Below are 19,696 nucleotides of genomic sequence, written 5' to 3'. Positions count from 1 at the left end.
CAGGCGGCTTAGATCTTGCCGACCAGGTCGAACGAAGGCTTGAGCGTTTCGGCGCCTTCGGTCCACTTGGCGGGGCAGACTTCGCCCGGGTGAGCGGCGACGTACTGGGCTGCCTTCACGCGGCGCAGCAGTTCGGCGGCGTCACGGCCGATGCCGTTGTCGTGCACTTCGATGGTCTTGATCTTGCCTTCGGGGTCGATCACGAAGGTGCCGCGGTAGGCCAGGCCGGCGTCTTCGCCTTCTTCGATCAGGACCTGGAAGGCGCGGGCCAGCTGCTGGCTCGGGTCGCCGATCAGCGGGTACTGAACCTTGCCGATGGTCTCGGACGTGTCGTGCCAGGCCTTGTGCGTGAAGTGGGTGTCGGTCGACACGCCATACACCTCGACGCCGAGCTTCTGGAATTCGGCATAGTGATCGGCCAGGTCACCCAGTTCGGTCGGGCACACGAAGGTGAAGTCGGCCGGGTAGAACACGACGACGGACCACTTGCCCTTGAAGTTGTCGTTGCTGACGGGCACGAACTTGCCGTTGTGATACGCGGTGGCTTTGAACGGGATGATTTCTGTGTTGATCAGGGACATTGAGTTTCCTTGGAGGCTGATGAAAAGTGCGAGTGATTAGTATAACTACCAATAACCGCTTTCAGATAGCCATGGGCTATTAATTGCATTGCCCACCCCTATGAATGCGAACACCTATCACCCTCACCCGCATGCAGACCGATTGCGCATGGGTTTGCTTGCGCGGCCGCCCGGCGGACTCGCACAATCGCTCCTTTAAGAACAAGGAAAAACCATGAAGGGCGACCCACAAGTCATCGATCATCTGCAGGCGCAGCTCAAGAACGAGTTGACCGCGATCAACCAGTATTTCCTGCACTACCGGATGCTCAAGCACTGGGGCCTCGACAAACTGGCCAAGAAGGAATACGACGAGTCGATCGGCGAGATGAAGCACGCCGACCGCATCATGGACCGGATCTTCATGCTCGACGGCCTGCCCAACCTGCAGGACCTGGCCAAGCTCCAGGTCGGCGAAGACGTCCCCGAGATCCTCGAATGCGACCTGCGCTCCGAGACCGGCGCGCAGGCGACCATCAAGGCCGGCATCGCCCACTGCGAAAGCGTGCGCGACTACGTCTCGCGCGACCTCTTGCAGGAGATCCTGGACGACACCGAGGAACACATCGATTTCCTGGAAACCCAGATCGATCTGGTCGGCAAGGTCGGCCTGCAGAACTACCTGCAGTCGCAGATGGGCGAGAACGAGTAGGCCGGCACGGCTTCCGGCGAGCGGGGCCATGCCCCGCTTTTTTTTGACTTTACGAAACTTCATTGCTATCGAAAAAGGAGCAATGAAGTCAGATTCGACGGGACTTTTCTGCGCATCCGGATACCGCGGCCGGCGCAGCCAAGCAAGCTGCAAATAGAATTCATTCTCATCTAAGCGGCTAGAATCGCCCGCTCCGATGACCGCCGCCTCCACCGACAACCGCCGCCGCGCCTACTGGCTCAAGACCCTGCACGAATGGCACTGGGTCAGCTCGGCGCTGTGCCTGATCGGGCTGCTGCTGTTCGGCATCACGGGCTTCACGCTCAACCATGCGGCCAGCATCGAGGCCAAGCCGAAGGTGACGAGCCGGACCGCCACCGTCGACGACGCCTTGCGCGCGGCCCTGCTGAAGGAACTCCCCGCCGCCAAGGCCCGCAAAGGCAAGGCCGAGCTGCCCGCCGAACTGCAGGCCTGGATCCAGGCGCAGTGGGCGGTCGACACCGCCGGCCGCGACGCCGAATGGTCGGACGACGAGATCTACCTGTCGCTGCCGCGCCCGGGCGGCGATGCCTGGCTGCGCCTGAGCCTGATCGACGGCGAAGCCGAGTACGAGCGGACCGACCGCGGCTGGCTCTCCTACTTCAACGACCTGCACAAGGGGCGCAACAGCGGCGCGGCCTGGAGCCTGTTCATCGACATCTTCGCGGCCGCCACGCTGGTGTTCTCGATCACCGGACTTTTCATTCTCAAGATGCACGCCGGCAACCGGCCCTTCACCTGGCCGATGGTCGGCATGGGCCTGGTGATCCCGGTGCTGCTCGCGCTGCTGTTCATCCACTGATCCAGGAAAGAGGTTTTTCGTGCAAGTTCGCTATTCCCTCGCGCTCGCCGCACTGTTCGGCGCACCGGCCTTCGCGGCGGGGCTCACGGTCAACGTCGAAGTGCCGCGCCTCAACGTGGCGGAGTACCACCGCCCCTACGTGGCGGCCTGGATCGAGCGGCCCGACCAGTCGGTGGCCGGCACGCTGGCGGTCTGGTATGACGTCAAGAACAAGGGCAGCGCCGAGGGCGAAGGCACCAAGTGGCTGAAGGACCTGCGCCAGTGGTGGCGCCGCACCGGCCGCGAACTGCAGATGCCGACCGATGGCGTGAGCAGCGCGACGCGGCCGGCCGGCAAGCACCAGATCGCCGTGTCCGAGGGTTCCGTGGCGCTGCCCAAGCTGGCGCCCGGCGCCTACAAGCTGTATGTCGAGGCGGCGCGCGAGGTCGGCGGCCGCGAGATCGTGAGCATTCCCTTCCAGTGGCCGCCGGCCAAGGCCGAGCAGTCGCAGGTCGCCGGCAACAGCGAGCTGGGCGAGGTCTCGCTCGAGCTCAAGCCCTGATTCAACTTCGTCACCAACTTCCCGGGAACCCATCATGAAGCTCTCCTTGCGCACCCTCGCTCTCGGCATCGCCCTCTGCGCCGGCACCGCGGCCGTCCAGGCCCACAACGCCTGGTTGATGCCGTCGAGCACCGTGCTGTCGAAGGCCGACTGGATCACGGTCGACGCCGCGGTGTCGAACGACCTGTTCTTCTTCAACCACAACCCGCTGAACCTCGACAGCCTGGCGGTCACGGCGCCCGACGGCAGCACGGTCAAGCCCGAGAACATGTTCAAGGGCAAGCTTCGGGCCGGCTTCGACCTGAACCTTACGCAGCCAGGCACCTACCGCCTGGCCCTGGTCAACGAAGGCGTCTTCGCACGCTGGAAGGACAAGGCGACCGGCCAGACCAAGCGCGCCCGCGGCACGCCCGAGAACATCGCCAGCCAGATCCCGGCCGATGCGACCGAGGTCGAGGTCACGCAATCGGCGGGCCGCAACGAGACCTTCGTCACCGTCGGCAAGCCCAGCGCGCTGCGTGCCAGCGGCAAGGGCCTCGAACTGGTCACGGCCAACCCGACCGACCTGGTGAAGGGCGAGAAGACCGCCTTCACGCTGCAGCTCGACGGCCAGCCGGCCAAGGACCTCGAGGTCACGGTCACGCTGGGCAACACGCGCTATCGCGACAAGCTCGACGAGTTCAAGGTCAAGACCGATGCCAAGGGCCAGTTCAGCGTGACCTGGCCGGAGGCCGGCATGTACTGGCTCGACGCCAGCACGACCGACAAGAAGACCTCGGTGCCGCAGGCCAAGGAACGGCGCCTGAACTACGCCGCGACCCTGGAAGTGATGCCCTGAGTCCCGCCGCGAAAGTCCCGGCGCCCGCGCGAGCGTCCTTCGTGTCCTGGGCTGCGGGCGGCTACGCCAACACGCCCAGCCCGCGCCGTGCCGACCCTGCCAGCCTGCAGGCGCTGGCCGGCCGCAGCATGGGCACGACCTGGTCGCTGCGCTTCGACAACCCGCGCATGGTCGCGCTCGAGGACGTGCGCGCCGCGGCCCAGGCCGCGCTCGATCGCGTGGTCGCGCAGATGAGCACGTGGGAAGCAGACTCGGACATCCGCCGTTTCAACCATGCCGAAGCCGGCAGCCGGCACGTGCTCGAACCCGAATTTGCCAAGGTGCTGGCCTGCGCCCTCCAGTGGGCTGCGGCCAGCGACGGGGCGATCGATCCGAGCATCGGCCCGCTGGTCGCGCTTTGGGGCTTCGGTGCCGACCGCTCGAACGACGGGCCGCCCTCCCCCGCTGCGATCGCGCAGGCGCGTGCACGGGTGCGCTGGCAGCGCCTGGCGCTGGACCCCGAGACCCGCACCGCCATCCAGCCGGGCGGCGCGGCACTCGACCTGTCGGGCGTCGCCAAGGGCTTCGCGGTCGACCAGGTCGCCGCTGCGCTGCAGGCATTGGGGCTCGGCGATTTCCTGGTCGAAGTCGGCGGCGAGCTGCGCGCGGCCGGCCGTCGCCCCGGCGGCGATCCGTGGCAGGTGCTGGTCGACGCGCTGCCCGGCCACACGCACCGGGTGCCGCTCGACGGCCTGGCGATCGCGACCTCGGGTGACCGCTGGCATGTCCGCGAACACCAGGGACAGCGCTGGTCGCACACTCTCGATCCGCGCACCGGCGAGCCGGTCCGCCATGCGCTGGCTTCGGTGACGGTGCTGCATCCCGAGTGCATGGAGGCCGACGCGCTGGCCACCGTGCTGACCGTGCTGGGTCCCGACGACGGCCTGGCCTTTGCCCGCCGCCACGGCGTGGCGGCGCTGTTCGTGTGCCGCGCCGAACAGGGCCCGCGCGCCTTCGTCAGCCCCGCCTGGCCAATCCAGTGACCGAGCCGACCCTGCGGGCGCTCGCCGCCTGCTTCACCGTGTTCGCCTATGCCGCGCTGTGCGCCGCGATCTACTGGCGGCGGCGCCGGCAGCGCGATGCCAGCGAGCGGAGGGCCTCCGCGCTGGCCGGCAGCGGGGCCGGGGCCGGCGCCGCCACCCTGGTGCTGTATGCCAGCCAGACCGGCCAGGCCGAGGCCCTTGCATGGCAGACCGGCGGCTGGCTGCATGCGGCCGGGACACCGGCGCGCGTGATGCCGCTCAACGAGGTCGATATCGACCTGCTGCGTCGGGCGCCGAAGGCCCTCTTCATCGCCAGCACGTATGGCGAAGGCGATGCGCCCGACGGCGCCAGCCTGTTCGCCGAGCACGTGATGGGTGCGAAGGCCGAGCTGTCTTCGCTGCGCTATGCGGTGCTCGCGCTGGGCGACCGCCAGTACGCCAACTTCTGCCGCTTCGGCCGCCTGCTCGACGAGTGGCTGCACGCAGCCGGCGCGACCCGCAGCTTCGAGCGCATCGATGTCGACAATGCCGAGCCCGCCACCCTGGCCGCCTGGCAGGCGCAGTGCGGCGGCGGCGCGGCGGCCGACGACACCGCGGACCGATCGGAAGCCGCGGCGGCGGCCGCCATGCCGTGGCGACTGGCGTCTCGCACGCTCCTCAATGAAGGCAGCGCCGGCACGCCGGTGTACCGACTGGCCTTCGCGCCGATGGCCGCACCGGCCGCCGGCTGGGAATCCGGTGACATCGCGCGGCTCGCCCTCGCCAGCGATCCCGGACGGCCGCGCGACTATTCGATCGCCTCGATCCCCTCCGACGGGAACCTCGAGTTGCTGGTGCGCCAGGAACAGCACCCCGACGGCAGGCTGGGCGCCGCTTCCGGCCTGCTGACCTCGACCCTTCGCCTGGGCGACACGGTCCAGCTGCAGCTGCGTGCGCACCGCAATTTCCGGCTGGGAGAGAACCTGGAGCGCCCGCTGCTGCTGATCGGCAACGGCACCGGGCTGGCCGGCCTGCGCGGCCACCTGCGCGCCCGCGCAGCGCAGGGCCGGCACGACAACTGGCTGGTCTTCGGCGAGCGCAACGCGCAGCACGATTTTCTTTGCCGTGCAGAGATCGAAGCCTGGCAGCAAGCCGGGGTGCTGCAGCGGCTCGACATGGTGTTCTCGCGCGATCAGGCCGAACGACTCTATGTCCAGCACCGCCTGCTGCAACGGCACGACGAGGTGCGCGACTGGATCGCACGAGGTGCCGCGATCTATGTCTGCGGCAGCCTGCAAGGCATGGCCTCCGGCGTCGACGCAGCGCTGCGCCAGATTGCGGGCGATGGGCCGATGCGCGAGCTCGCGGCCGCCGGGCGCTACCGCCGCGACGTCTACTGAAGCTACAGCGTTGCTCTGAAGCAACGAAAAGTCGCCGGCCTTTACAAAATTTCTCTCAATGTGAACGCTGTGTTAACAGGCGTATTGAGATTCATTATCATTAAGACACTTCGCGTTTCCGCGAAACAACTCACCCAGCCAATCCCGCCGCCGCGACGCCGAGGCCGCGCGGGACCCGCCAGTCGAGTTCCCGGTTTTCATTCCTCTCGGAGAATCTCATGGCCTACATCAAGAGCCGCAAGCACGCTGTCGCGCGCGCGCTCCCACCTTTCGGCAGCGCCGCTGCCGCCGCCACGCTGATCGCCCTGGCAGCGCCCGCCATCGCCCAGACTTCCACCAACACGCTGAAGGAAGTGCGCGTCGAGGACAGCACGGCGGACGACTTCCGGGTCGAGAACTCGGCCAACCCCAAGTTCACCGCGCCGCTGGTCGACATCCCGCAGGTGATCCAGGTCATCCCTGAAGCGCTGATGCGCGAGCAAGGCGCCACCACCTTGACCGAGGCGCTGCGAAACACCCCGGGCGCCGGCGCCTTCTTCCTGGGCGAGAACGGCAGCACCAACACCGGCGACTCGATCTTCATGCGCGGCTTCGATGCCTCGAGCAGCATCTTCGTCGACGGCGTGCGCGACGTCGGCGCGATCTCGCGCGACATGTTCAACATCGAGCAGGTCGAAGTGGTCAAGGGGCCGTCGGGCACCGACGTCGGCCGCACCTCGCCGACCGGCTACATCAATCTGATCACCAAGAAACCCAAGCTCGAGAACAGCTTCTCCGGCTCCCTCACCTACGGCAGCGCGGACTATGGCCGCGGCACCCTGGACTGGAACCGCGTGATCAGCGGCGCCGACGGCTCGGCGACCGCGTTTCGCCTGAACGCCGTCGCCGAAGACGGCGGCGTGGCCGGCCGCGACGAGGTCAAGAACAAGCGCTGGGGCATCGCGCCCTCGATCGCCTTCGGCCTCAACACGCCAACCCGCGTGTACCTCGACTATGTGCACATGAAGCAGGACAACGTGCCTGACGGCGGCGTGCCCACCATCGGCCTGCCCGGCTACAGCACGCCGGACGCGCTGCTGATCAACTCGCCGATCCTGCGCCGCACTTTCCTGAACTACGCGCAGCGCGTCGATTCGAAGAACTTCTACGGCACCACGTCCGACTTCAACGACGTCACGACCGACATGTTCACCGCGCGGGTCGAGCACGACATCACGCCCGACATGACGCTGCGCAACATCACGCGCTACGGCAAGACCGAGCAGGACTACATGCTGACCTCGTTCATGCTCGGCGGCCTGACGGCGACCCGCGTCGGCAACACCAACACCTACCGCGGCACGGTGCCCGCGCTGACCGCGGGCTTCATCAACACGCCGGTCGCGAGCAATCCCCTCACCTGGACCGTCACGCGCAACGGGCCGACCAACCGGGACCAGGAAAACACGATCCTCCTGAACCAGACCAGCCTGTCGTCGAAGTTCAACACCGGCAGCTTCAGCCACACGGCGAACTTCGGCCTGGAGTTGTCGCGCGAAGAGCAGACGGCCGGCAACTTCTACGCCCCGGGCTTCGCATCGGTCAACACGACCTTCGCGCCGGCCGGCTCCTGGCCGGTCGCCAACCTCTACAACCCGAACCCGAACGTCACCGGCTACAACCGCCTGTCCAACGGCACGGGCTCGTTCGGCAAGACCGACACGGTCAGCCTGTACGGCTTCGACACGATGAAGATCAACGAACAGTGGCAGATCACCGGCGGCTTGCGCTATGACCACTACACCACCGACTACAGCGCGACCGCGCTGACGCTGCCGTCGCGTGCCATCACCCCGACCGACCTGTCGACCTCGGGCGACCTCTGGAGCGGCAAGCTCGGCGTGGTCTACAAGCCGGCCGAGAACGGCAGCATCTACGCGGCCTGGGGCACCTCCGCCCAGCCCCCGGGCGGCGCCAACTTCGCGCTGGCCGCCGGCGGCACCGGCAGCAGCGCCTCGCGCGTCGACTTCCAGCCGCAGGAAGCCACCACCTACGAGGTCGGCACCAAGTGGGACGTGCTGAACAAGCACCTGTCGCTGACCGCCGCGCTCTACCGCACCGAGGTCAGGAACGAAGTGGTGCAGGACCCGACCACGCTGCTGTACTACCAGACCGGCAAGAAGCGCGTGCAGGGCATCGAACTCGGCGCCGCCGGCGCGATCACCGACAACTGGGGCGTCAGCGCCGGCTTCACCACCATGGACACCTCGGTGGTGAGCGGTCCGGCCGTGACCGCGGACGGCAGCGACGTGCTGGCCTACACGCCCAAGAACGCCTTCACGCTGTGGACCAGCTACCAGCTGCCCTTCGGCCTGACCATCGGCGGCGGCGCACGCTACAACGGCAAGCTCAACCGCGGCACCGACGGCGCGATCGGCACCCCGGCCTACACGGACGCCTACTGGGTGTTCGACGCCATGGCCTCGTACCGCATCAACAAGAACGTCGAGCTGCAGTTGAACGTCTACAACATCTTCGACGAGCAGTACGTGGCGGCGATCAACAAGAGCGGCTACCGCTACACGCCGGGCATTCCGCGTTCGGCACGCCTGACGGCCAACTTCGCGTTCTGACGCCGATCAACCCGCGCGCATCTTCGCGGTGCGACACTCGAGCCCCGGCCTGCCGGGGCTTTTTCTTTGAGGACTGCTGAAGATGATGCTGCACGTGCCCGATGTGCTGAGCGCCGAACAGGTGCACAAGATTCGAGCCACCCTGGACGCCACCGACTGGGTCGATGGCCGCGAGACCGTCGGCGACCAGGGGGCGCAGGTCAAGCGCAACCGGCAGCTGCCGGAGCAATCGCCGATCGGCCGCGAACTGGGCCGGGTCATCCTGGCGGCGCTGTCGCGCAATCCGCTGTTCTTCGCCGCCGCCCTGCCGCTGCGCTTCGTGCCGCCGCTGTTCAATCGCTACGAAGGCGGCGAGCACTACGGCTTGCACGTCGACGGTTCGGTGCGCGCGGTCCCGGGCACCGGCGAGCAACTGCGCACCGACCTGTCATGCACCCTCTTCCTGTGCGACCCCGAGGACTATGAGGGCGGCGAACTGGAGGTGGTCGACACCTACGGAACGCACGAGGTCAAGCTGCCGGCCGGCGACCTGATCCTCTACCCGTCCAGCAGCCTGCACCGGGTCCACCCTGTGACCCGGGGCTCCCGCGTCTGTTCGTTCTTCTGGCTGCAGAGCATGGTGCGCGACGAGCGCCAGCGCGCCATGCTGTTCGAACTCGACCAGGTCATCCAGAAGCTGCGCGGGCGGCTCGGCGAGTGCGAGGAATCGGTGGCGCTCACCGGGCAATATCACAACCTGCTTCGGATGTGGTCGGAAGTCTAGGCAGGGGCGGGCAACTTCCCGACCCTGCGGGTCGGATAGTTATTGCAAATGCGAAGAATTCGTATTTATAATCGAGTCCTCTTCAATCAAGCCAGCCAAAAGCCGCCTTCACCGCCATGATCGTCTGCGTCTGCCGCCGAGTCTCCGACCGTGAAATCGCGCGCCATGCACGCGCCGGAATGACCTTCGACGAAGTGCAGTTCGAACTCGGCGTCGCCACCCAATGCGGCCAGTGCGAAGGCTGTGCGCGCGACGTGGTCGCGCAGTGCAGCGCCTCGCATCCGGTCGCCGCGCTCCACCGCGACACCGGCGCCCAGGCGATCCAGCTTGCCAATTCCATCAAGGAAAGCAACGCATGGAACTCTTCGCGGCTGTCTGCGGCAGCCTGATCCTGGTCGCCAGCTCGGTCTGGTGGATTTTTCGCAAGTAGATTTTTCGGTGTAGCGGTTCTGCTGCCACGAGGCACTCTTTGCGCCTCTCGTATTCGAATGGTTGATCGTGTCTGACCGCTTTTCCCCGCCTCCCTCGGCCCTTGGCCTGTCGCGCAATGCCATCATCGCCGGCAGCGTGGTGCTGTTCCACGTCGCGGCGCTCTGGGCCCTGCAAAGCGGCTTGCTGCGCCGCGCCGCCGAGGTGGTGATCCCGGTCGAGATCCTGAGCGAGTTCATCGAGCCGCCGAAGCCGAAGGAACTCCCCCCGCCTCCGCCGCCACCGCCCGCCCCCAAGCCCCAGGTCGCCAAGACGCCGCCGCCGCCGCGCCCGCAGGCGATCCGCGAGCCCAAGCCGACGCCGGCGCCGAACGCACCCACCGGCAGCATCGAACCGCCCCCGCCGCCTGCCCCGCCGGCCCCTCCCGCCCCGCCGGAACCGCCCGCGCCGCCGCCGGCGCCGCCCGCCCCGCCCTCGGTGCAGCTGCCGTCGACCGATGCCGACTACCTGCAGAACCCCAAGCCGGTCTATCCCGCCATGAGCAAGCGGCTCGGCGAACAGGGCAAGACGATCGTGCGGGTACTGATCGGGGTCGACGGGCTTCCCAAGGAGGCCAGCATCAAGCAGTCGAGCGGCTATGACCGCCTCGACGACGCGGCACGTCAGGCCGTCATGAGCTGGCGCTACGTGCCGGGCAAACGCAATGGGGTTGTTGAGCCGATGGAGTTCAACGTGCCGATCAACTGGGTTCTCAAATAGTTTTCTTGGAGTAGTTTCATATGGATTCCCAATTCGGCCTGATGAATGTCTGGCAGCAAGGCGACTTCGTCACCAAGGCTGTCGCGCTGCTGCTGATCGGCATGTCGCTCGCCTCCTGGATCGTGATCCTGATCAAGGCGATCGACGTCGTCCGGTACAAGCGCCTCGCAAAGCACTCGCAGGACTTCTGGCACAGCGAAGACTTCGCCACCGCGCTCGCCAAGCTCGGCAAGGACGACGCCAACCCCTTCCGGGCGCTGGCGCTCGAAGGCCGTGAAGCCGCTGCCCACCATCGCAACACCAAGGCCCACCTGCATGACGCGCTCGATGTCAGCGACTGGATAACCCGCGCGCTGCGCAACGGCATCGACGAGTTCACGGCACGGCTGCAGACCGGCCTGGCGGTGCTCGCATCGGTGGGCTCCACGGCGCCCTTCATCGGCCTGTTCGGCACCGTCTGGGGCATCTATCACGCGCTGATGAGCATCGGCTCCGCCGGCCAGGCGACCATCGACAAGGTGGCCGGCCCGATCGGCGAGGCGCTGATCATGACGGCCCTCGGCCTGGCGGTCGCGATCCCCGCGGTGCTGGGCTACAACGCCCTGGTGCGCGGCAACAAGTTCGTGCTGACCAAGCTCAACAGCTTCGCGCATGACCTGCACGCCTACTTCGTGACCGGCGCCCGTGTCCAGAGCGGCGGCGAAGCCACGGTCGTGCCCCTCAAGAAGGTCTGACCGCCATGGCTTTCGGAACCCAGGACGAACCCGACGAGGTCATGAACGAGATCAACATGACGCCGCTGGTCGACGTCATGCTGGTGCTCTTGATCATCTTCATCATCACGGTGCCCGTGATGAAGCACGCCGTGAACATCGATCTGCCGCGCGCCACCAGCGAGCCCGAGCAGACCAAGCCCCAGAACATCGTGTTCACCGTGGCGGCCGACGGCAGCTACTTCTGGAACGAACAGAAGATCGAAGACGCCGAACTGGTCGGCCGGCTGGCCGCCGAGGCGGCCAAGGAACCGCAGCCCGAACTCCACATCCGCGGCGACAAGGCGGTGCGCTACGAGCGCGTGGCGAAGGCCATGTCGGCGGCCCGGGAAGCCGGCGTGCGCAAGATCGGCTTCATCACCGAGCCCGATGCCAAGTAAGCGCGGCAAGCGCGGCGTGCAAGTCAAAAAAACCGATCGCCGCGATTGACTTTTAATTGAGAATGGTTATCATTAACGAACCGATTCGAATCAGGAGTCATCAATGTCCGCAACACCCAACGCCTTCACCGTGCTGAACCATCCCTCGCTGGATCACGCAGGCGGCGGTCGTGCTGCTGCCGAAACGGCCCGCCCCGCCCCCCTGTTCGAGAGCGCCGAGCTGCTCAAGGGCGGCAAGGCCGTCGGGATCCTTCACAACGGCTCGCTGTACCGCCTGCAAGCCACCAAACTCGGCAAGCTGATCCTGACCAAATAGGATCGGCCACGCCCCTCGCGCAAGTTTCATCGTGGGGCGACTCGAGGAGATTCATCTCCGAAGGGTCGTTTTTTGCTAGCCAACGGTTCGCCGACCAGCCAAGCTTTTTTTCACGTTGAGCCCCAAGAAAAACGCCGTCCAGCAGGACGGCGTTCTTGTTTGGCGTGACCCTGTTTCAGAGGCCCAGCGCGGCGATACCGGCCTTGGCGATCTGCGCATCCTCGTTCGACTTGACGCCGCTGACGCCGACGGCGCCGATGACCTGGCCGTCCTTGACGATCGGCACGCCGCCTTCGAGCAGGCCCTGCACGCCCGGCGCGGTCAGGAACGAGGTCCGGCCGCCGTTGATCATGTCCTCGTAGGTCTTGCTCTCGCGACGCCCCATGGCCGCGGTATGGGCCTTGGCCGGCGCGATGTGGGACGACAGGGCCGCTGCACCGTCGAGGCGCTGCAGCCACAGCAGGTTGCCGCCGTCGTCGGCGATCGCGATGGTCACGGCCCAGTTGTTCTTGAGCGCCTCGGCCTCGGCAGCGGCGGCGATCGCCTTGAGGTCGGACAGTTCGAGAAAGGATTTGGTCTTCATGGTCTTGCAGGAAAGTTGAGCAACCCGCAAGCATAGCGTTCAGGATGGGGGCCGACCCCGGCGAAGGCAGGAATGTTCGATGTCGGGGTTTTTCTGCCGGCCCGGCCTTGCAGCCCCCTAGAATGCGCCCACCTGCAGCGTTGCAGCCAACCAGGAGCTTCAGCAATGAACGACCGCCTCAACACCCTCGACACCTCCGTCGGCTACGGCCAGACGCTGCCGCAGGCGGAGCGCCAGCGCGTCCTGCGCAACACCTACTGGCTGCTGGCCCTGAGTCTGCTGCCCACCGTGCTGGGCGCCTGGCTGGGCGTCGCCACCGGCATCACCCGCTCGCTGACCGGCGGCCTGGGCCTGATGGTCTTCATGGGCGGCGCCTTCGGCTTCATGTTCGCGATCGAGAAGACCAAGAATTCGGCGGCCGGCGTGCCGGTGCTGCTCGGCTTCACCTTCTTCATGGGCCTGATGCTGTCGCGCCTGATCGCGATGGTGCTGGGCTTCCGGAACGGCTCCGAGCTCATCATGACGGCCTTCGGCGGCACCGCCGGCGTGTTCTTCGTCATGGCCTCGCTCGCCACCGTGATCAAGCGCGACCTGTCGGGCATGGGCAAGTGGCTCTTCGTCGGCGCCCTGGTGCTGATGTTCGGCGCCATCATCAACATCTTCGTCGGCTCGAGCGCCGGCATGCTGGCCATCTCGGTGGCGGCCATCGGCATCTTCTCGGCCTACATGCTGTACGACCTGAAGCAGATCATCGACGGCGGCGAGACCAACTACATCAGTGCCACGCTGGCGCTGTACCTGGACCTGTTCAACGTGTTCCAGAGCCTGCTGGCCCTGCTCGGCATCTTCGGCGGCGAAAGGGACTGAGCCCCTTTCCTCCGTGTTCGCCAAAGGGCCCCGAGGGGCCCTTTTTCATGCCCGCTCGAAGACCGCGATGGACTCGACGTGCGCCGTGTGCGGGAACATGTTCACCACGCCCGCATGGGTGCAGCGGTAGCCCGCCTGGTGCACCAGCAGGCCGGCATCGCGCGCCAGCGTCGAGGGGTTGCAGCTGACATAGACGATGCGCTTCGGCGGCGCCCAGCCGCCGTCGTGCGGCTCGACCTGCTGGTGCAGGTCGGCGAGCGCCTTGGCCAGCGCGAAGGCGCCCTCGCGCGGCGGATCGACCAGCCACTTGTCGGCGGCACCGTCGGCCACCAGCATCGCCGGCGTCATCTCGAACAGGTTGCGGGCGACGAAGGTCGTCGGCGACAGCGCGCGGCGGCCGGGCACGGCGGCGCGGTTGCGCTCGTAGTTGGCGCCGGCGCGCCCCACCAGCGTGTCGCTGCCCTCGATGCCGAGCACCTCGCGGGCCCGGCTGGCGAGCGGCAGCGTGAAGTTGCCGAGGCCGCAGAACCAGTCGATCACGCGTTCGTCGGGCCGGACGTCGAGCAGGCGCAGCGCGCGCCCGACCAGCACCCGGTTGATGTGCGGGTTGACCTGGGTGAAATCGGTCGGCTTGAAAGGCATCGTGACGCCGAACTCGGGCAGCGCGTAGGCCAGCGCCGGTCCGCCTTCTTCGAGCAGCTTGACGGTCTCGGGCCCCTTCGACTGCAGCCACCACTGCACGCCCTCGTTGCCCGCGGCGAAGTCCTTGAGGCGCGCCACGTCGGCCGCGGACAGCGGCTCCAGGTGCCGCAGCACCAGGGCGATCACGCCGAGGCCGGTCCCGCCGGGCGAGTCGCCGCAGGCCAGCTCGATCTGCGGACAGGTCTCGCGCGCATCCATCGAGCCGATCAGCGCACGCAGCGGCATCAGCATGGCGCTGACCTGCGAAGGCAGCACGGGACACACCTGCATGTCGGCCAGGTAGCGGCTCTTGCGCTCGTGGAAGCCGATCAGCACGGTGCCCTTCTTGACCACGTGGCGCACCGACAGCCGGGCCCGGTAGCGGTAGTGCCAGGCCGGCCCCTCGAGCGGCCGCAGCACGTTCTCGGGCCGCACCTTGCCGAGATGCCAGAGGTTGTCCTCGAGCGAACGCTGCTTCACGGCGACCTGCGCTGCCGCATCGAGGTGCTGCATCTTGCAGCCGCCGCAGGCGCCCGGGTGCAGGCCGAAATGCGGGCAGCCGGGGCGCACGCGCTGGGAGGATTCCTTGCGAATCGCGGTGACCGTGCCCTGGGCCCAGTTGTTCTTCTTGCGGTGCACGTTGAGGCGCACCTCCTCGAACGGCAAGGCGCCCTCGATGAAGACCACCATGCCGTCGGCCTTGTGCGCCACGCCCTGGGCGTCGAGGTCGAGCGACTCGACCCGCAGCCATTCATCGTGCGCAGCGGGCGCTTCCTTTTTGTCTGTAGCTTCCGTCATCCCCGGATTGTCTCAGGGCGGCGGCGGACCTCCGGGACCCGCCCCTACAGAAGGGCATCGCGCTGCACGCCGGCGCGCGCCAGCTGCCGGCGCATTTTGGCCAGGGCCTCGTTCTGGATCTGCCGCACCCGTTCGCGCGTGAGGCCCAGCCGCAGGCTGAGCACCTCGAGCGTCTCGGGATCGCGGTCATGCAGCCCGAAGCGGCCTTCGAGCACTTCGCGCTCGCGCTCGCTCAGCGCCAGGATCCAGCGACCCAGCAGCTGCTCGACCTCGTGCGTCTGCGTCACGCCCGTGGGGTCGCCGCCCTCGTCGTCCGATGCCACGGTGTCGGCCAGCGTGAAGCTGTCGTCGCCGCGCTCGCTGCCGGCATCGAGCGAACGCGGCGCCTCCGCCAGCGCCAGCAGGTCGGCGACGTCCTGGACTTCGCGCCCCAGCAGTGCGGCCAGGTCTTCGACCCGCACGCCATCGGGCCGGCGGGACAGGAACTCGGCATCGCCCTCGAGCGTGCGGCGCGCCCGCATGACCTGGTGCAGCTCGCGCACCACGTGCACCGGCAGGCGGATGGCGCGGGCCTGCATCATGGCGGCACGCTCGATCGATTGCCGGATCCACCAGGTCGCGTAGGTGGAAAACCGGAAGCCCCGCTCGGGCTCGAACTTGTTGATCGCGTGCATCAGCCCGAGGTTGCCCTCCTCGATCAGGTCGGCCATCGGCACGCCGCGGCCCAGGTAGCCCTTGGCGATGTTGACCACCAGGCGCAGGTTGTGCTCGATCATCGACTGCCGCGCCGCGAAGTCGCCGCCGCGCGCGGCGCAGGCGGTGCGATATTCCTCGTCGGGCGTGAACAGCTCGGTGCGGCGGATCTCGCGCAGGTAGAGCGTCAGCGAGTCGCTGGCGCCCAGCTCGCCGGGCAGCGCCTCGCCGACCCTGTCGTCCGGGTCGGATTCGGCGATCCGCGCCAGGGGAAGAACGCCGCCGTTGCCCGCCGCTCGCCGCACGTCCGCGGTGCGATGAGGGCGAGTGGCGGCCATGGCATCAGCGCACCGGCAGATAGCGGGCCGGATCGACCGGCTTGCCCTGGCGGCGGATCTCGAAGTGCAGCTTCACGCGATCGGCGTCGCTGTTGCCCATCTCGGCAATCTTCTGGCCCTTCTGCACCGACTGGTCTTCCTTCACGAGCAGGGTGCGGTTGTGCGCATACGCCGTGAGGTAGGTGTTGTTGTGCTTGAGGATGATCAGGTTGCCGTAGCCACGCAAACCGGCGCCGGCATAGACGACGCGGCCGTCCGCCGCGGCCAGCACCGAGTCGCCCGCCTTGCCGCTGATGTCGAGGCCCTTGTTCTTGGCTTCGTCGAAGCCGGCGATCAAGGAGCCCTGCGCAGGCCAGATCCAGCCCACGTCCTCGTCGCCCGACGCCGCTGCCGGCGGCGTCGGCGATGCCGTGACGGGCGCCGGCGGCTTGGTGGCCGCGCCGGCTGCCGGGGCGGGAGTCGTGGCACCGGTCGGGGTCGACGCCGCCGCCGCAGCAGCAGCAGCAGCAGCCGCCGACGTGGCCGGGGCGACGATCGGCTGGGTCACCGGCCGCGTGGTGGCATCAGTGGCCGACGCGCCGGTCGGCGGGATCACGCGCAGCACCTGGCCGACTTCGATCAGGTCCGGATTGTCGAGATTGTTCCAGCGCGCGATGTTCTGCCAGGTCTGGCCGGTCTCGATGCCGATGCGGCGGATGGTGTCACCCGGGCGCACTGCGTAGTAGCCGGGCTTGCCGTAGTTCTCGATGCCCAGCAGCGGCTTGCCGGAAGCATCGGTGGTGATCGGGGGCCCGCCCGGAACGCCCGAGCCGGGGGCCGCGGCGCCCGGCGCCTGCGACATGGTGCCGCGGTCTTCGACCGGCACCGGACCGCGCGGTGCGGCACACCCCGCAATCACGAGCGCACCCACCAGCATCACGCCGGCGAGCCAGCTCCGATTGCCAATACCCTGCATTGTGTTATTTCCCTTCAAGCAATTCCCGATTTTAGGGGGACAAAGTGGACCGCCTCAAGAATGCGGCGCTCGAGGCCGCGGGCGGTTTTGTCGATGACGACCAGCGCCTGGCCGCCGCTCGCGGACTGGGTCGGCGCGACGATCCGGCCGCCGACCGCCAACTGCGCGACCCAGGCCTCGGGCACCGCCTCGCCGCCGGCAGCAGCGATGATGCCCGCATAAGGCGCGCCCTTCGCGTAGCCCACCATGCCGTCGCCCAGCATCAGGTGGACCGTCGCCAGACGGAACGGGCGCAGGTTGACCCGCGCCCTCTCGTGCAGGCCGCGCAGCCGCTCGATGCTGTAGACCTCGGCCGCGACGTGGCTCAGCACCGCCGCCTGGTAGCCGCAGCCGGTGCCGATCTCGAGCACGCGTCCGAGGCGCTCGCCGGGCTTGTGGGCCAGCGCCGGAGCGCCCAGCAGCAGTTCGATCATTCGCGCCACCACGTTCGGCTTCGAGATCGTCTGGCCCAGCCCGATCGGCAGGCTGGTGTCTTCGTAGGCCTGGTTGACCAGCGCACTGTCGACGAACAGGTGGCGCTCGACGGTGCCCATGGCGCGCAGCACGCGGGCGTCGGCGATGCCCTGGGCCGCGAGCCGCTGGACCATCCGCGCCCGCACCGCATCGGACGCCATCGAGGGCGTGGTCGGAACGAGCGACTTGACCGGCACCGCAGGCATTCGTCCGCGCGTTGCCGCGGAGGCCGTAGGCGTCAGGCGTACCGGAAAACCTGGCCGTTGACTTGCCAAGGTCAGCCTCCCGCCGCGCTGCGCGCGACACGCGCCATGGTGTCGTTCCAGTCCCCGAGGTTCGCGTGGTCGGTGAGGTCGATCTGCAGCGGCGTCAGGGCCACGTGGCCGGCCGCGGTGGCGTGGAAATCGGTGCCTTCGCCGCTGTCCTTGGCACCGCCGGCGCCTGCGATCCAGTACATGGTCTCGCCGCGCGGGCTGTCTTGCGTGATGACCTTCTCGGCCGCATGGCGGCGGCCCAGCCGGCAGACCTTGACCGGCTTCAATTCATCGAAGGGCAGGTTCGGCACGTTGACGTTGAGCAGGAAGGGGTTGCCGCCGATCAGCTTCTCGCGCTCGATCTGCTGGACCAGCCGGCGTGCCACCTGCGCGGCGGCATCGACGTGCGCCCAGCCCTTCTCGATCTGCGAGAAGGCGATCGCCGGAATGCCGAAGAGATAAGCCTCCATGGCGGCCCCGACGGTGCCCGAATAGATGGTGTCGTCGCCCATGTTGGCGCCGTTGTTGATGCCGGACACGACCAGATCGGGCCGGTAGTCGAGCAGTCCCTTGAGTGCGATGTGCACGCAATCGGCGGGCGTGCCGGTCACGTAGCGGAAGCCGTTGTGCGCCTTGTGCACGTACAGCGGCGCCGCCAATGTCAGGGCATTCGACTTGGCGCTGTTGTTGTGCTCGGGGGCCACGACCTCGACCTCGGCGATGTCCTTCAGCGCGTCGTGCAGGGCGACGAGGCCGGGCGCCTGGAAACCATCGTCGTTCGAAATAAGTATCTTCATGGCGTCAGTCTGTGGCGGCGATTGTAGGCGGGGGTGGGGTCACGGCAGGGACACGCGGCGACCGGGACAGCCGCCTATCATGGCCCGGATTTTCCGTTGCCCCAAGACTCAATCACAGGAGAGACGAGCATGCACGCATGGCTCTGCGAGAACCCCGTCGGCGTCGAGGCGCTGACCTGGAAAGAACTGCCCACGCCCAATCCGGGCCCGGGACAGGTGCTGATCGAAATCAAGGCCGCGAGCCTCAATTTCCCGGACCTGCTCATCGTGCAGAACAAGTACCAGATGAAGCCGCCCCTGCCCTTCGTCCCCGGATCCGAATATGCCGGCGTGATCGCCGCGGTCGGCGAAGGCGTGACGCACCTGAAGGTCGGCCAGAACGTCGCCTGCCTGTCCGGCACCGGCGGTTTCGCCACCCACACGCTGGCCCCCGCGGCGCTGTGCATGCCATTGCCGGAAGGCTTCGGCCATGTCGACGCCGCGGCGTTCATCATGATCTACGCGACTTCGTGGCATGCATTGATGGATCGGGCCCAATTGAAGGCCGGCGAAACCGTATTGGTGCTGGGAGCCGCCGGCGGCGTCGGCACCGCGGCCATCCAAATTGCAAAGGCCGCTGGCGCCCGCGTCATTGCAGCCGCATCGACCGACGAGAAATGCGAGCTTTGCAAGTCGATTGGCGCCGATGCCACGATCAACTACACCACACATGTACTGCCCAATGGCTTCCGCGATGCCGTCAAGGCAGCGACCGATGGCAAGGGCCCGGATGTGATTTACGACCCGGTCGGCGGTGAATTCGCCGAGCCCGCATTCCGCTCCATCGGCTGGCGCGGCCGCTATCTGGTCGTCGGTTTCGCGGCCGGCCCGATTCCTTCGCTGCCGCTGAATTTGACGCTGCTCAAGGGCGCCTCGCTGGTCGGCGTGTTCTGGGGTGATTTCGCCCGCCGCGAGCCCAAGGCCAATGCGCAGATGATGGCCGAATTGGCCACCTGGTACGGCCAGGGCAGGATCAAGCCCGTGATCGACCAGACCATGCCGATGTCCGAACTCAAGGCGGCCTATGCGCACATGGGTTCACGGGGCGTCAAGGGCAAGCTGGTCATGGTGAATTGAGCTCGCCCCCAGGTTGCCCGGCACTTCGTGTCCGGGCGCCCACCCCCGACCGGGGGCAACACCAGCGGCCCGGCGGAGCCGGTTCCGCGGTGTTTCACCAACGGGCCAGGCTTAGGCCGGCCTCGGGAAGCAAAAAGCCCCGCGATGCGGGGCTTTTTGATGGGCCTGCTGGCCTG

Annotated in this window: 22 protein-coding genes; 15 read left to right on the top strand and 7 right to left on the bottom strand. The window is 67.4% G+C overall.

All coding sequences use genetic code 11. The features are described from left to right. Positions 1-8 precede the first annotated feature (8 nt). Positions 9-581: an alkyl hydroperoxide reductase subunit C gene (gene ahpC / locus QTI17_RS09605; protein ID WP_286507442.1), complete on the bottom strand. Its 573-nt coding sequence runs from the start codon at positions 579-581 to the stop codon at positions 9-11. Positions 582-795: 214 nt separating this feature from the next. On the opposite strand from ahpC, the gene bfr reads away from it, so the two are divergent. The 13 genes from bfr to hemP all read left to right on the top strand — a co-directional run bounded on the left by bfr (position 796) and on the right by hemP (position 11,925). After that, positions 796-1,272 carry a bacterioferritin gene (gene bfr, locus QTI17_RS09600; RefSeq protein ID WP_286524467.1) on the top strand — a complete coding sequence of 159 codons (477 nt, stop codon included), beginning with the start codon at positions 796-798 and terminating at the stop codon, positions 1,270-1,272. A gap of 196 nt (positions 1,273-1,468) precedes the next feature. Further along, positions 1,469-2,113 (top strand): PepSY-associated TM helix domain-containing protein, encoded by a 645-nt coding sequence (locus QTI17_RS09595; RefSeq protein ID WP_286532685.1) that lies wholly within the window; start codon positions 1,469-1,471, stop codon positions 2,111-2,113. A gap of 19 nt (positions 2,114-2,132) precedes the next feature. Continuing rightward, the gene (locus tag QTI17_RS09590; protein ID WP_286532683.1) at positions 2,133-2,654 is read left to right on the top strand and encodes a DUF2271 domain-containing protein; all 522 of its coding nucleotides are present in this window, start codon (positions 2,133-2,135) and stop codon (positions 2,652-2,654) included. 34 nt (positions 2,655-2,688) lie between these two features. Beyond that, positions 2,689-3,492, top strand: a complete 804-nt coding sequence (locus QTI17_RS09585) for a DUF4198 domain-containing protein (RefSeq protein WP_286532681.1) — start codon at positions 2,689-2,691, stop codon at positions 3,490-3,492. Positions 3,493-3,533: 41 nt separating this feature from the next. After that, positions 3,534-4,514: an FAD:protein FMN transferase gene (locus QTI17_RS09580; protein ID WP_286532679.1), complete on the top strand. Its 981-nt coding sequence runs from the start codon at positions 3,534-3,536 to the stop codon at positions 4,512-4,514. Beyond that, positions 4,511-5,893 (top strand): sulfite reductase subunit alpha, encoded by a 1,383-nt coding sequence (locus QTI17_RS09575; RefSeq protein WP_286532677.1) that lies wholly within the window; start codon positions 4,511-4,513, stop codon positions 5,891-5,893. Before QTI17_RS09580 ends, QTI17_RS09575 begins: the two co-directional genes overlap by 4 nt. A 218-nt stretch (positions 5,894-6,111) precedes the next feature. Further along, the gene (locus tag QTI17_RS09570) at positions 6,112-8,505 is read left to right on the top strand and encodes a catecholate siderophore receptor Fiu (RefSeq protein ID WP_286532675.1); all 2,394 of its coding nucleotides are present in this window, start codon (positions 6,112-6,114) and stop codon (positions 8,503-8,505) included. Between the two features lie 82 nt (positions 8,506-8,587). Next, the gene (locus QTI17_RS09565; RefSeq protein ID WP_286532673.1) at positions 8,588-9,268 is read left to right on the top strand and encodes a Fe2+-dependent dioxygenase; all 681 of its coding nucleotides are present in this window, start codon (positions 8,588-8,590) and stop codon (positions 9,266-9,268) included. Between the two features lie 116 nt (positions 9,269-9,384). After that, entirely contained in the window at positions 9,385-9,657 is a 273-nt protein-coding gene (locus QTI17_RS09560; RefSeq protein WP_286532671.1) for a (2Fe-2S)-binding protein, read from the top strand. A gap of 106 nt (positions 9,658-9,763) precedes the next feature. Beyond that, positions 9,764-10,456, top strand: coding sequence for an energy transducer TonB (locus tag QTI17_RS09555; RefSeq protein ID WP_478139911.1), 693 nt, complete (start codon positions 9,764-9,766; stop codon positions 10,454-10,456). 20 nt (positions 10,457-10,476) lie between these two features. Next, a complete protein-coding gene (locus tag QTI17_RS09550; protein ID WP_286532668.1) occupies positions 10,477-11,190 on the top strand; it encodes a MotA/TolQ/ExbB proton channel family protein in 714 nt (237 codons plus the stop codon). Positions 11,191-11,195: 5 nt separating this feature from the next. Then, positions 11,196-11,609 carry an ExbD/TolR family protein gene (locus tag QTI17_RS09545; protein ID WP_286524491.1) on the top strand — a complete coding sequence of 138 codons (414 nt, stop codon included), beginning with the start codon at positions 11,196-11,198 and terminating at the stop codon, positions 11,607-11,609. Between the two features lie 103 nt (positions 11,610-11,712). After that, positions 11,713-11,925: a hemin uptake protein HemP gene (gene hemP, locus QTI17_RS09540; RefSeq protein WP_286524492.1), complete on the top strand. Its 213-nt coding sequence runs from the start codon at positions 11,713-11,715 to the stop codon at positions 11,923-11,925. 175 nt (positions 11,926-12,100) lie between these two features. Here hemP and QTI17_RS09535 read toward each other — a convergent pair whose 3' ends face one another. Next, positions 12,101-12,508, bottom strand: a complete 408-nt coding sequence (locus QTI17_RS09535; protein WP_286532665.1) for a GlcG/HbpS family heme-binding protein — start codon at positions 12,506-12,508, stop codon at positions 12,101-12,103. 165 nt (positions 12,509-12,673) lie between these two features. On the opposite strand from QTI17_RS09535, the gene QTI17_RS09530 reads away from it, so the two are divergent. Next, complete coding sequence (locus tag QTI17_RS09530) at positions 12,674-13,375, top strand: Bax inhibitor-1/YccA family protein (RefSeq protein ID WP_286532661.1); 702 nt, start codon at positions 12,674-12,676, stop codon at positions 13,373-13,375. A 45-nt stretch (positions 13,376-13,420) separates the two neighbouring features. Here QTI17_RS09530 and rlmD read toward each other — a convergent pair whose 3' ends face one another. From rlmD to surE, 5 genes are read right to left on the bottom strand one after another with little or no spacing between them, the layout of a single operon-like run. Beyond that, the gene (gene rlmD / locus QTI17_RS09525; protein WP_286532659.1) at positions 13,421-14,854 is read right to left on the bottom strand and encodes a 23S rRNA (uracil(1939)-C(5))-methyltransferase RlmD; all 1,434 of its coding nucleotides are present in this window, start codon (positions 14,852-14,854) and stop codon (positions 13,421-13,423) included. Between the two features lie 44 nt (positions 14,855-14,898). Then, the gene (locus QTI17_RS09520) at positions 14,899-15,885 is read right to left on the bottom strand and encodes a sigma-70 family RNA polymerase sigma factor (RefSeq protein WP_286532657.1); all 987 of its coding nucleotides are present in this window, start codon (positions 15,883-15,885) and stop codon (positions 14,899-14,901) included. A 4-nt stretch (positions 15,886-15,889) separates the two neighbouring features. Next, positions 15,890-16,840, bottom strand: coding sequence for a peptidoglycan DD-metalloendopeptidase family protein (locus QTI17_RS09515; RefSeq protein ID WP_286532653.1), 951 nt, complete (start codon positions 16,838-16,840; stop codon positions 15,890-15,892). A gap of 14 nt (positions 16,841-16,854) precedes the next feature. Next, entirely contained in the window at positions 16,855-17,628 is a 774-nt protein-coding gene (locus QTI17_RS09510) for a protein-L-isoaspartate(D-aspartate) O-methyltransferase (RefSeq protein WP_503011032.1), read from the bottom strand. Positions 17,629-17,630: 2 nt separating this feature from the next. Beyond that, positions 17,631-18,404 carry a 5'/3'-nucleotidase SurE gene (gene surE / locus QTI17_RS09505; RefSeq protein WP_286532647.1) on the bottom strand — a complete coding sequence of 258 codons (774 nt, stop codon included), beginning with the start codon at positions 18,402-18,404 and terminating at the stop codon, positions 17,631-17,633. A gap of 129 nt (positions 18,405-18,533) precedes the next feature. Here surE and QTI17_RS09500 point away from each other — a divergent pair, with 129 nt between their 5' ends. Beyond that, on the top strand, positions 18,534-19,520 hold the full coding sequence (locus QTI17_RS09500) for an NADPH:quinone oxidoreductase family protein (RefSeq protein WP_286533108.1): 987 nt from the start codon (positions 18,534-18,536) through the stop codon (positions 19,518-19,520). The last annotated feature ends 176 nt before the right edge of the window (positions 19,521-19,696 follow it).

Origin of the sequence: Variovorax sp. J31P179, from assembly GCF_030316985.1 — a bacterium.
GTDB lineage: Bacteria > Pseudomonadota > Gammaproteobacteria > Burkholderiales > Burkholderiaceae_C > Variovorax > Variovorax ginsengisoli_B.
The sequence above is the reverse complement of the archived record's forward strand: the minus strand, read 5'-3'. Positions and strand labels throughout refer to the sequence as shown.